A 12,779-nucleotide genomic window follows, 5' to 3' on the forward strand; every position below is an offset into this window, starting at 1 on the left:
GCATGCTCCGAACCCCGATCGGGCAGGCGCCAGACCATGTCCGTGGAGATGCCCGCCTACATCGATCTGCACTGGCCGACGCTGTAGGCCGTTATCACGCTCGGCGGCTCGGCATCCATCGAGGAAGCTCGACAGTGCAGTGATCGAGCGCGAGGGGTTCACCGAGAAGGGGCGCATGGTGCGTCGAGAAGTTCGGCTAGCAGCACGACCAGTGTCGCCGCAGTGCCCTCCCGCACGTTCTCACTGCCTTGGATCTCATACCGCACGATTCGTCGATTCGGAGTCTCCTCCAGGCGTCCCCCATCGATGAGCTCCAGATTCTGCCCGCTTTGCCGACGGCTGCGGCCTTCTCTGCACTGAGCGCCGCCCTCGCCTCCGCAGCCGGATCCCTCCAGCCGGGCGCGATCGGGTTCGTCACCGGCTCAGGTGGGATGGCAGAGCATGAACAGATCCCCGACGTCCACCCGGCGGAACCCTCTGGTTGCAAGTTGAGCAATCAGGTCTTCCGTTGCGATAGGCCCGTTCGCGACAAGCATGCGAATTGCCTTCTGTAGCTCTTCTTTTCGGCCTTGCTTCACTGTTCCCCGGTGACACGGCTGTGCAGAACAGAACATGTTCACACACGCGCCGGGATCCTGCAGCCCGAATACCGAATCCGGGGACCTGCCTCGGCCCGAAGTGGACCTCTGACCGATCGTGCCATTGTCGGCGTTCCCGTATTCGCGCCGGTAGATCCGGAAATACATTGCTACACAGAGCAACTCAATCGATCAGCGGAATGAGCTCCAGCGCAGGGATGGCGCGAGCGGCCACCGCGCTGAGGGAGAAGGGGGACCGCGATGGTCGACATGAGGTTCGAGCGACGGCGTCAGTGGGTGGAGCGGCAGTTGGACGGCTTGCCGTTCTTGTCGGCTGCTCAGCGACGATTTCTGTCGGTGCCACTGATGCGAAGCGGTTGGCATGTGCTGATCGAGAAGGATCGCGGGCCTGCACTCGAAGGTCGCGCAGCCGCATTCGCAGTTGGTCCGGGTGGCGTATTCGCATTCGTGTTCACCGAGGGCATTCCACCGAGGACCGAGCTACGGGAGATCCGCAGGCGTGCGGAGGAGACCTTTGCGAACCTGACCTCGGGGCGAAACCGGTACGTGCCACACATGATCGACCTGATGCTCCTCATGAGCAGCGCTGTACAGACCGCGGCCGAGTCGCAGTTCATCGCAGCGGATCCGACATCTCTGCCACGTCAACTCTTCAGCGAAGCCAAACTGTCGAAACAGAGCGCACGTCAGATCGCCTTCACCGTCGCGGCCCGGAACACCTGGTTCGAGCTGATCTCCAGTGACAGTGCACCGGAGACCGAGGTGCTGGTGGGTGAAGCGCTCTTCACCACCTCATCGCTGCACGAGGACGAGCGAACGAAAGCACTTGTGCGGCCGTTCAAGGAGTGGATGACGTTCCTGGATCCGAGTCAGCTGGAGTTGGTGCACCGAAACTTCAACGGGCCCGCACGATTCAGCGGCCCGGCCGGCACCGGGAAAACCGTTGTGGCGCTGCACAGGATGGCGCGTCTTGCGAAGAACCAGCCAGGCTGGCTGCTATTTACCAGCTTCGTGAAAACCCTACCGGCATATCACCGATCGGGATTCCTGCGTCTCGCCCCGCACGCGGGTGACCGGGCGGAGTTCATTGGGCTGCACGCATGGACCTTGCGATTCCTCAACGACCGGAGGGTTACGGTCAATCTCCAGGAGGGGGCGGTCGAGAACGCGTTCAGCCGGGCTTGGCTCGACACTGCTCGCGATCTGCTCACACCGATCGAGCCGAGTCCGACGTACTGGAAAGACGAGATTCATCGAGTGATCAAGGGACGTGGGATCACTACCTTCGACGAATACAAAGGCATCGAGCGCGCCGGCCGCAACCGTCTGAGTCTCGACGGAGCTCGCCGAGAGATCGTTTGGGAGAGTCTGTTCCTGCCCTATCGGCGAAACCTCGAAGCCCGCAAGCTCGACGACTTCAACGACGTCATCGACAAGGCGATCACCGAGCTGCGGGAAGCACCGATCGACGATCCTTACGCGCTTGTCGTCGTCGACGAGGTTCAGGACTTCACGCTGATGGAACTGAAGCTGGTCCATCAGATCGCCGGCGGTAGCTCGGCTGCTCCCCTGCTTCTTGTCGGTGACGGCCAGCAACAGGTCTATCCCGGCGGCTGGCGGCTCTCCTCAGCAGGAATCCCGATCGTCGGCCGCGGCGCCGTACTACGCACCAACTATCGCAACCGCCAAGCGGTTCACGACTACGCCAAACAGGTCGACGCCACCAACACGGTGGACGACCTTGACGGAGCCCCGGCTTCGTCCTGCGCGACACCGATGTCGTCCTCCCCGGCGGCACCGCCAAGTCCGAAACCTTCCCGCGCCACGAGGCCGGTACCCGCCTCGTTCAAGCAATCTCCGATTGCGACATCGACCGTTCGGATATGGCTGTCATCACCGCTACGAACAAGGACTCCGACCGGTACCGAGCCGCCCTGCGCCGCGCGAACATCCCCACCTTGTCCCTCGAACACTATGACGGGACATACCAAGACGCAGTCAAGGTCGGCACAGTCCATCGCGCGAAGGGCATGGACTTCGCCGCGGTCTTCCACATCACCGAAGCACCATCGAAGCCACTCGAAGAGCTCACCGGCGCCGAACGCGATCGAGCGGAATTGACTGCGCGACAAACCATGGTCGCCCTGACTCGAGCACGGGACTACATCTGGATCGGATTCATCCAAGGCTGACTATCGGATTCCAATTCGCTGTAGATACGCGAAAGGCCCCCAGCTGATGCTGGGGGCCTTTGCGAATGATGTTCCGGCGGTGTCCTACTCTCCCACACCCTGTCGAGTGCAGTACCATCGGCGCAGGTGGCCTTAGCTTCCGGGTTCGGAATGGGACCGGGCGTTTCCCCACCGCTATAGCCGCCGTAACTCTATGAAACCAAGGGGTTCGGGGGCTTAGCCCCCGAAACTCCCCACACGGTCGGAGACCGGAGCCTCCAACACGGTGTGTGTTGTTTCAGATACCGCACAGTGGACGCGTAGCTTCTTTGTTGGTAAGTCCTCGGCCTATTAGTACCGGTCACCTGCACCCGTTACCGGACTTCCAGTTCCGGCCTATCAACCCAATGGTCTGTTGGGGGCCTTACCCCCTCGAGGGGTGAGAAACCTCATCTTGGAACAGGCTTCCCGCTTAGATGCTTTCAGCGGTTATCCCTTCCGAACGTGGCCAACCAGCCGTGCCCCTGGCGGGACAACTGGCACACCAGAGGTTCGTCCGTCCCGGTCCTCTCGTACTAGGGACAGCCTTCCTCAAGTTTCTGACGCGCGCGGCGGATAGAGACCGAACTGTCTCACGACGTTCTAAACCCAGCTCGCGTGCCGCTTTAATGGGCGAACAGCCCAACCCTTGGGACCTACTCCAGCCCCAGGATGCGACGAGCCGACATCGAGGTGCCAAACCATCCCGTCGATATGGACTCTTGGGGAAGATCAGCCTGTTATCCCCGGGGTACCTTTTATCCGTTGAGCGACACCGCTTCCACTTGCCGGTGCCGGATCACTAGTCCCGACTTTCGTCCCTGCTCGACCTGTCGGTCTCACAGTCAAGCTCCCTTGTGCACTTGCACTCGACACCTGATTGCCAACCAGGCTGAGGGAACCTTTGGGCGCCTCCGTTACATTTTGGGAGGCAACCGCCCCAGTTAAACTACCCACCAGGCACTGTCCCTGAACCCGATCAGGGTCCGAGGTTAGAGGTCCAATACGATCAGAGTGGTATTTCAACGACGACTCCCACCACACTGGCGTGTGGCTTTCACAGTCTCCCACCTATCCTACACAAACCGTACCGAACACCAATACCAAGCTATAGTGAAGGTCCCGGGGTCTTTTCGTCCTGCCGCGCGTAACGAGCATCTTTACTCGTAATGCAATTTCGCCGAGTCTGTGGTTGAGACAGCAGAGAAGTCGTTACGCCATTCGTGCAGGTCGGAACTTACCCGACAAGGAATTTCGCTACCTTAGGATGGTTATAGTTACCACCGCCGTTTACCGGGGCTTAAATTCTCAGCTTCGCGCCGAAGCGCTAACCGGTCCTCTTAACCTTCCGGCACCGGGCAGGCGTCAGTCCGTATACATCGTCTTACGACTTCGCACGGACCTGTGTTTTTAGTAAACAGTCGCTTCTCTCTGGTCTCTGCGACCCAACCCAGCTCCAGGAGCAAGTCCTATCACCAGATCGGGTCCCCCTTCTCCCGAAGTTACGGGGGCATTTTGCCGAGTTCCTTAACCACAGTTATCTCGATCGCCTTAGTATTCTCTACCTGACCACCTGTGTCGGTTTGGGGTACGGGCCGTGTACCAACTCACTAGAGGCTTTTCTCGGCAGCATAGGATCACTGAATTCGCCTCAATCGGCTACGCATCACGTCTCAGGCCATGTGTCGTGCGGATTTGCCTACACGACGCCCTACACGCTTACACCAGGTATTCCATCACCTGGCCCAGCTACCTTCCTGCGTCACCCCATCGCTTACCTACTACACCCAGGGTCTCGTGCAGCCGCTTTGAGCCTCCCGAAGGAGGTCTCGCCACATTTGGACGATTAGCACAGATGATTCGATATTTGGCGCGGGTACACGGGTACGGGAATATCAACCCGTTGTCCATCGGCTACGCCTGTCGGCCTCGTCTTAGGTCCCGACTCACCCTGGGCGGATTAACCTGGCCCAGGAACCCTTGGTCATTCGGCGGACGAGTTTCTCACTCGTCTTTCGCTACTCATGCCTGCATTCTCACTCGCATGGCCTCCACGGCTGGATCACTCCGCCGCTTCCCTGGCCATACGACGCTCCCCTACCCATCCGCACTCCTGGCCCGAAGGCAAGATAATGTGCGAATGCCGCGGCTTCGGCGGTGTACTTGAGCCCCGCTACATTGTCGGCGCAGGATCACTTGACCAGTGAGCTATTACGCACTCTTTCAAGGGTGGCTGCTTCTAAGCCAACCTCCTGGTTGTCTTCGCGACCCCACATCCTTTTCCACTTAGTACACGCTTAGGGGCCTTAGCCGCGATCTGGGCTGTTTCCCTCTCGACTACGAAGCTTATCCCCCGCAGTCTCACTGCCACGCTCTCACACACCGGCATTCGGAGTTTGGCTGACTTCGGTAAGCTTGTGGGCCCCCTAGGCCATCCAGTAGCTCTACCTCCGGCGTGAAACACGTGACGCTGCACCTAAATGCATTTCGGGGAGAACCAGCTATCACGGAGTTTGATTGGCCTTTCACCCCTACCCACAGCTCATCCCCTCAGTTTTCAACCTAAGTGGGTTCGGGCCTCCACGACGTCTTACCGTCGCTTCACCCTGGCCATGGGTAGATCACTCCGCTTCGGGTCCATAGTGTGCGACTACAGGGCGCCCTATTCGGACTCGCTTTCGCTACGGCTCCCCCACACGGGTTAACCTCGCCACACACCGATGACTCGCAGGCTCATTCTTCAAAAGGCACGCCATCACCCCACGTCGAAACGAAGGCTCTGACGGATTGTAAGCGCACGGTTTCAGGTACTATTTCACTCCCCTCCCGGGGTACTTTTCACCTTTCCCTCACGGTACTAGTCCGCTATCGGTCACCAGGTAGTATTCAGGCTTATCGGGTGGTCCCGACAGATTCACAGCAGATTTCACGGGCCCGCTGCTACTCGGGAGTCATCCACACAAGCCGTTGCGTTTTCGTCTACGGGATTCTCACCCTCTACGACAGGCCGTCCCAGGCCACTTCGACTAACACAACGGTTTCTGACTTGTGCCTAGTTCGGCAGAACTAGGAAGAATGATCCCACAACCCCGCATGGACAACACCTGCTTACTATCACATCCACACGGTTTAGCCTCTTCCGCTTTCGCTCGCCACTACTCACGGAATCACTGTTGTTTTCTCTTCCTGTGGGTACTGAGATGTTTCACTTCCCCACGTTCCCTCCACACGCCCTATATATTCAGGCGCGGGTAACACGACATCACTCGTGCTGGGTTTCCCCATTCGGACATCCTCGGATCTCAGCTCGGTTGACAGCTCCCCGAGGCTTATCGCAGCCTCCTACGTCCTTCATCGGCTCCTGGTGCCAAGGCATCCACCGTACGCTCTTACACACTTACTAACAAAGATGCTCGCGTCCACTGTGCAGTTCTCAAACAACACACCCGCACCGGATGGGATTCACAAGACCGTCAGAGTGAAAACCCTGGGGTATCAAGGAGATCCGGGCGGATCGTTTTTTGCCTGGAAAGAACGTCTGTTCTTTCAGGACCCAACAGTGTGTCGATATATCTTCTCCAACAACCACATGGGGTTGTTGTTGATGAGAAGAGGTTGTCAGCGTTCCACCCATGAGCGTCCGCAGTCCTACGTGTGAGGACTAAACGGTCTCTGGCACACCAGCTCTCACCTGTGTGAGGCGGTAGTGCAGAAGTGCTCCTTAGAAAGGAGGTGATCCAGCCGCACCTTCCGGTACGGCTACCTTGTTACGACTTCGTCCCAATCGCCGATCCCACCTTCGACGGCTCCCTCCCCGAGGGGTTAGGCCACCGGCTTCGGGTGTTACCGACTTTCATGACGTGACGGGCGGTGTGTACAAGGCCCGGGAACGTATTCACCGCAGCGTTGCTGATCTGCGATTACTAGCGACTCCAACTTCACGGGGTCGAGTTGCAGACCCCGATCCGAACTGAGACCGGCTTTAAGGGATTCGCTCCACCTCACGGTATCGCAGCCCTCTGTACCGGCCATTGTAGCATGTGTGAAGCCCTGGACATAAGGGGCATGATGACTTGACGTCGTCCCCACCTTCCTCCGAGTTGACCCCGGCAGTCTCTCACGAGTCCCCGCCATAACGCGCTGGCAACATAAGATAAGGGTTGCGCTCGTTGCGGGACTTAACCCAACATCTCACGACACGAGCTGACGACAGCCATGCACCACCTGTACACCGACCACAAGGGGGCCGTATCTCTACGGCTTTCCGGTGTATGTCAAACCCAGGTAAGGTTCTTCGCGTTGCATCGAATTAATCCACATGCTCCGCCGCTTGTGCGGGCCCCCGTCAATTCCTTTGAGTTTTAGCCTTGCGGCCGTACTCCCCAGGCGGGGCGCTTAATGCGTTAGCTACGGCACGGATCCCGTGGAAGGAAACCCACACCTAGCGCCCACCGTTTACGGCGTGGACTACCAGGGTATCTAATCCTGTTCGCTACCCACGCTTTCGCTTCTCAGCGTCAGTTACTGCCCAGAGACCCGCCTTCGCCACCGGTGTTCCTCCTGATATCTGCGCATTTCACCGCTACACCAGGAATTCCAGTCTCCCCTGCAGTACTCTAGTCCGCCCGTATCGACCGCAAGCTCGCAGTTGAGCTGCAAGTTTTCACGATCGACGCGACGAACCGCCTACAAGCTCTTTACGCCCAGTAATTCCGGACAACGCTCGCACCCTACGTATTACCGCGGCTGCTGGCACGTAGTTGGCCGGTGCTTCTTCTACAGGTACCGTCACTTGCGCTTCGTCCCTGTCGAAAGAGGTTTACAACCCGAAGGCCGTCATCCCTCACGCGGCGTCGCTGCATCAGGCTTTCGCCCATTGTGCAATATTCCCCACTGCTGCCTCCCGTAGGAGTCTGGGCCGTGTCTCAGTCCCAGTGTGGCCGGTCGCCCTCTCAGGTAAGCTACCCGTCGTCGCCTTGGTAGGCCGTTACCCCACCAACAAGCTGATAGGCCGCGGGCCCATCTCGCACCGATAAATCTTTCCACCACACACCATGCAGTGCGTGGTCATATCCGGTATTAGACCCAGTTTCCCAGGCTTATCCCAGAGTACGAGGCAGATCACCCACGTGTTACTCACCCGTTCGCCGCTCGTGTACCCCGAAGGGCCTTACCGCTCGACTTGCATGTGTTAAGCACGCCGCCAGCGTTCGTCCTGAGCCAGGATCAAACTCTCCGTTGAAGACTCTCAATCGATCCCGAAGGACCAATCAGAAAAATCACGTGAGTCCGAAAACCCAGCAAGATAACGCCAGCCGGAAATTAGCTGACTAAATGTCCGACCCTCACACGGGGGCAAGAGCCGGAACCAAATTAAATATTTGGCACTGACATTCATCGACACACTATTGAGTTCTCAAAGAACACACGCACACAGCATCTCGCGGATTCTTATCCGTTCGATTTCTGCGGCTGCTTCCAAAGCTTAGCCCAGACATTTCAGCGAAACAAATTCGCTGGTAGCCGAACCAATGTGATGGTCAGGCGCTCCTCGTCCAACCTCGTTGTCCCGGACCGCATTTCGCGTCCTGGTCGGTGTCCGTGTCGCTCTGACCTGGAATAATTTACGTGCCACGACGTGCGGAGTCAAATCGCTATCCTGACCAGCACTAACAAGTCGATAGCCGTGTCATGAGCCCGCATCGAGCCCCCGGCGGGGCATCATCAATTCACTGGCACTCTCACAGCAACAGGAGTCTGCGTGGACACATCGGCGGGCATGAAGACATCCGAAGGTGGACAGCCGGCGGGAGCGGACAACCTCGTACACGTCGTCTTCATTACCGCCGCGGCGGCAATGGGCGGATTCCTGTTCGGGTACGACAGCTCCGTCATCAACGGAGCCGTCGAAGCCATCCGGGACAGGTACGACATCGGGTCGGCGGCGCTGGCCCAGGTTGTCGCCATCGCATTGATCGGGTGTGCGATCGGGGCGGCGATCGCCGGGCGGATCGCGGACCGGATCGGACGCATTCATGTCATGCGAATCGCCGCGGCGCTGTTCACCGTCAGCGCACTCGGGTCGGCGCTGCCCTTCGCGCTCTGGGATCTCGCGATGTGGCGAGTGCTCGGCGGAGTGGGGATCGGGATGGCGTCGGTGATCGGCCCGGCCTACATCGCCGAGGTGTCACCGCCGGCCTACCGCGGGCGGCTCGCATCCTTCCAACAGGCGGCGATCGTCACCGGTATCGCGACGTCTCAGCTCGTGAACTGGGCGATCCTCACCTTCGCGGATGGCGAGCAGCGCGGAAAGATCGGCGGCCTGGAGGCCTGGCAGTGGATGCTCGGCGTGATGGTGGTGCCCGCGACGCTGTACGGACTGTTCTCCTTCGTCATCCCCGAATCGCCCCGATTCCTGGTCTCGGTGGGCCGGATCGACAAGGCGAAGAAGGTCCTCTCGGAAGTAGAGGGCAATAGCGTCGACCTCGATGCCCGGGTCCGCGAGATCGAGCGGGCCATGCACAGCGAACACCGATCCACCTTCCGCGACCTGCTCGGCGGCCGGTTCGGTTTCCTGCCCATCGTGTGGATCGGCATCGGGCTGTCGGTATTCCAGCAGCTGGTCGGCATCAACGTGGTCTTCTACTACTCCTCCACGCTGTGGCAGTCCGTCGGCATCGACCCGAAGAGTTCGTTCTTCTACTCCTTCACCACCTCGATCATCAATATCCTCGGCACCGCCATCGCCATGGTGCTCGTGGACCGGATCGGCCGGAAACCCCTGGCGCTCATCGGCTCGGCCGGCATGGCCGCGGCCTTGGCGGCGGAAGCCTGGGCCTTCTCCGCCAAGACCGGATCCGGCGACAGCGTCTCCTCCCCACCACACAGGGAACGGTCGCCCTGATCGCCGCCCACGTGTTCGTGCTGTTCTTCGCCCTGTCCTGGGGCGTCGTGGTGTGGGTCCTGCTCGGCGAGATGTTCCCCAACAAGCTGCGCGCCGCAGCCCTGGGCGTGGCCGCCGCGGCGCAATGGATCGCCAACTGGGTCATCACCGCCAGCTTCCCGAGCCTGTCGGATTGGAACCTCTCCGGCACCTACGTCATCTACACAGCCTTCGCCCTACTGTCGATCCCCTTCGTGCTCAGGTGGGTTCCGGAGACCAAGGGGAAGGCATTGGAGGAGATGGGCTGACGCGTATGCGGCTCCGAATCAGCGTGTCTGATAGATCGCGGGCAGAGCCAGGATCTGGCGGGTGAATTCGCTGTCGGTACCGGATTCGATGAAGAAGATCTCCACCCCGAAGTCGAGCTGTGCGTGCGATGCGATCTGCTGGATCAGGTTGGCCGTCCGATCTTTGACGGTCGAATCCTGATCCAGCAGTTCGATACCGAGGATGAACGTCGGCGACGCGTCATCGACCTGCATGAGTCCGAATCTGGCGGAGCGGATCTCACTGGCAGTCGCGAACTCACGGGTCAGGTGATGGAGGAAATCATCGGGGTGCCGGGCCGGCTGGCCGATTCTGATGTTCGAGCCAGCGGTCACCGTCCCGGAATCACCGCGCAGAACCGCAATTCCGGCGGGAGTGATCGGCAGGCCAGGCGCCGCTGCCCGCCAGTTCAATGCGATACCGACGCCAGGTGGCATCCGGTCCATCAGTTGAACGACCGGTAGCTTTGCCCACGAAACGTCCCCCGACGCGAGCCGGAGTTGTTCGGCCGAGGAGTACGCGGGGACATACTGCGCACCGTCGATCGTCACGCCGGGGAGGGCGACCGAGCCAGCCGACTCGTCATAACCCGCGGTCGGGATGTAGAGACTCGATCCCCGAATGCCGTCTAGCAGCTCAGCGTTCGAAACCCCACCTGCCTTGGCATCCGCGAGCAGGTGCTCGAGCGCGTTCTCAGGAAAGGCCATCGTCGGTTCCTTCAACCAGTATCCGCCGCAGGGTCTTCAGCTCATCGGTGAAGGCCAGGTTCACCTTCCGGCGCTCGTCGAGCTCTTTCCGGGAGATATAGAAGTCACCGATGTTCCGGCCACCGGAATACAGCTGCCGGACAAGCCGCGCCGCCTCCTCGACGACTTCCACGTCATCCGCATCGGGGTCGGCGAGAACTCGCACGATCGCCACGAACCGGGACCGCCAGTAGATGGCTTCGCGGTCCTGCTGCTCCTGCTCCAGCAAGGACACGACCCGGGATGCCGTTGCCGCGGCATCCTGCCGAGTTCGCCGGTACTTTTCACTGCTCATTTCAGCGGCCACGACCTCATGACTTCAGCACCTATGTTCCACGGCTCATGGATGTAAATCTGGTCCACTGTGCCACCCAGGTACACCCCGGACTGGTAGCCAACCGGGCCAACATACACTTCTGTACCCGCTGGGATCTTGATCTCGAAGACGGTGTCGATGGGCGAGGCACCTGTGTACTCACCCGTCTTCGGATCAATCCATTGGGGCTTCACCGCGGTGTCGATTCGTACATTGGCCACCGAGGAGGGTGGTTCGAAGGTGAACCATCGCCCGAACTCCTTGTCGGCGGTTCCACCCCGGTACATGACCACGTCTTCCTTCAAGACCACGCTGTTGTACCTGCCACCGGCGAAGGCCGCGGCCGGGTTGGAATCCAGTGCCGCCAGCGGTCCCGGGTTTTCGATCATGTTGAACTCGTAATGCGATGCGCCCGACCGTGAACCGTACACGGCCAGCCTGCTTCGAGCCGCCGTCACCCACTGGGAAACCTTGCCTCCCAAGGCACGTGCGCGCTCGACCAGTGCGAGGACTCGCGCCGCCACAGCGCGCGCCTTGGTGGCGAGCTCGGAGATGATCTTGGCGATGCGAGTGGCCCGGTAGGCCGCCCGGGCGGCCAGAGCCGCATTACCCGCGACCTCGGATATGCCGGCGGTCACCGGGGCGAGCACGGCGAAGAGCACCTCACCCGCGACCGCCTCGACGGCGAAATCCTTCAGCTCCTCCAGGATTTCGTGATGCGCGTCATCGAGATGCTGTGCGTATTCGCCGCACGAGTTGCCGAGCGCCGCACAGATATCGGCGAGCTCGTTCAGGTCCGTCTGTCGTTCGGTGCAGGCGGCGACGGCGGCGGGGATCTCCTCCGACTGCTGGTTCTGCAGCAGGCTCACCGACTGCGAGACTTGCTGCGCCAGGATGCGGAAGTCCGCGGCGGCGGTATGCCACGCGGTATCCGCGGCCCGCAACTGGTCCTGATGACCGTTGGGCCACGCCCATCCGACCAGATCCTTGACGATGGACCAGCCGAACGGCTCGGGCAGACCGTCGCCCGCCGCGGAAGGAACACTGTTCACGAAGCACGGTGGCGGAAGCAGTTGCGGCGGTTCCGGTGCAGGCACATCGCCGTGGTTGGCGGTGGCTTCGGCGACAGCGTGGTTGTGGACACCGGCCGCGATCAGGTTCCGTGTCTGGGCGCAGGCCGTCGCCAGATCCGCCGAGGCGGCGATGGCCAGTGATGCCGCTTGATCGTAGGCCGCAGCCCATTCCTGGCCGACGCTGTCGCTGCCCGCCATGCCCGCGTTGGCGACCAGCACGCCGAGCAGGCCCTCATGGGTGGTCTGCGCACCGGTGGCGATCGTCCCGAATATCTCGCCGGCAGAACGATATTCGTCGGCACGGCAGACGATGAGGGGAACGGTCGGCGTCGGGCTCACGGCCACATCCCCTGATTCACCGGACCGACCGCACTGTAGGCGGCATGTGCGGTCCGCAGCCGGTTGCGCAGGTCCTGGAGCGCTTCACGCATTTCGGCGACGGCCGCCACCCGCTCATCGTGTGCGTTCCGGTGCGACACCGCCGCGTCGCCGGACCAGTTGATGTGCAGCTCGTCGATACGCTTCTCGACCTCGGTGATGCGGTTCTCGATCGTGGTTTCGAGCGTTTGGGCGCCATCGATCAGGCGCTGCAAGCCGGGCAGATCCACCCTGTAGTCGGCCATCG

7 protein-coding genes, 3 rRNA genes and 1 pseudogene are annotated in these 12,779 nt (G+C 60.6%); 4 read left to right on the forward strand and 7 right to left on the reverse strand.

Features of this window, described 5'->3' with window-relative positions:
* Positions 1–1,448: 1,448 nt before the first annotated feature.
* Positions 1,449–2,165, forward strand: a pseudogene (locus tag ACYQ5L_RS27385) (UvrD-helicase domain-containing protein); the annotation flags it as partial.
* Positions 2,166–2,629: 464 nt separating this feature from the next.
* Positions 2,630–2,791 (forward strand): hypothetical protein, encoded by a 162-nt coding sequence (locus ACYQ5L_RS27390; RefSeq protein WP_459961134.1) that lies wholly within the window; start codon positions 2,630–2,632, stop codon positions 2,789–2,791.
* A gap of 71 nt (positions 2,792–2,862) precedes the next feature.
* Here ACYQ5L_RS27390 and rrf read toward each other — a convergent pair.
* From rrf to ACYQ5L_RS27405, 3 genes are all read right to left on the reverse strand, one after another.
* A 5S ribosomal RNA gene (gene rrf, locus ACYQ5L_RS27395) occupies positions 2,863–2,979 on the reverse strand.
* A gap of 122 nt (positions 2,980–3,101) precedes the next feature.
* Positions 3,102–6,212, reverse strand: a 23S ribosomal RNA gene (locus tag ACYQ5L_RS27400).
* Positions 6,213–6,534: 322 nt separating this feature from the next.
* Positions 6,535–8,051, reverse strand: a 16S ribosomal RNA gene (locus tag ACYQ5L_RS27405).
* The 16S, 23S and 5S rRNA genes sit together here, the layout of an rRNA operon.
* A gap of 519 nt (positions 8,052–8,570) precedes the next feature.
* Between ACYQ5L_RS27405 and ACYQ5L_RS27410 the strand changes: the two genes are divergently transcribed.
* Both ACYQ5L_RS27410 and ACYQ5L_RS27415 read left to right on the forward strand, forming a co-directional pair.
* Entirely contained in the window at positions 8,571–9,713 is a 1,143-nt protein-coding gene (locus ACYQ5L_RS27410; RefSeq protein WP_459961135.1) for a sugar porter family MFS transporter, read from the forward strand.
* A gap of 11 nt (positions 9,714–9,724) precedes the next feature.
* Positions 9,725–10,000, forward strand: a complete 276-nt coding sequence (locus ACYQ5L_RS27415) for an MFS transporter (protein ID WP_459961136.1) — start codon at positions 9,725–9,727, stop codon at positions 9,998–10,000.
* An 18-nt stretch (positions 10,001–10,018) separates the two neighbouring features.
* Here the strand turns inward: ACYQ5L_RS27415 and ACYQ5L_RS27420 are convergent, their stop codons facing one another.
* Genes ACYQ5L_RS27420 through ACYQ5L_RS27435 form a run of 4 tightly spaced genes read right to left on the reverse strand, consistent with a single transcriptional unit; the run spans position 10,019 to position 12,777 of the window.
* The gene (locus tag ACYQ5L_RS27420) at positions 10,019–10,726 is read right to left on the reverse strand and encodes an enhanced serine sensitivity protein SseB C-terminal domain-containing protein (protein WP_459961137.1); all 708 of its coding nucleotides are present in this window, start codon (positions 10,724–10,726) and stop codon (positions 10,019–10,021) included.
* Positions 10,713–11,072 (reverse strand): hypothetical protein, encoded by a 360-nt coding sequence (locus tag ACYQ5L_RS27425; RefSeq protein ID WP_459961138.1) that lies wholly within the window; start codon positions 11,070–11,072, stop codon positions 10,713–10,715. Before ACYQ5L_RS27425 ends, ACYQ5L_RS27420 begins: the two co-directional genes overlap by 14 nt.
* Positions 11,057–12,493 (reverse strand): WXG100-like domain-containing protein, encoded by a 1,437-nt coding sequence (locus tag ACYQ5L_RS27430; RefSeq protein ID WP_459961139.1) that lies wholly within the window; start codon positions 12,491–12,493, stop codon positions 11,057–11,059. Before ACYQ5L_RS27430 ends, ACYQ5L_RS27425 begins: the two co-directional genes overlap by 16 nt.
* On the reverse strand, positions 12,490–12,777 hold the full coding sequence (locus ACYQ5L_RS27435; RefSeq protein WP_459961140.1) for a WXG100 family type VII secretion target: 288 nt from the start codon (positions 12,775–12,777) through the stop codon (positions 12,490–12,492). The genes ACYQ5L_RS27430 and ACYQ5L_RS27435 overlap by 4 nt, the downstream gene beginning before the upstream one ends.
* Between the last annotated feature and the right edge of the window lie 2 nt (positions 12,778–12,779).

The organism is Nocardia sp. IFM 10818 (assembly GCF_054655275.1).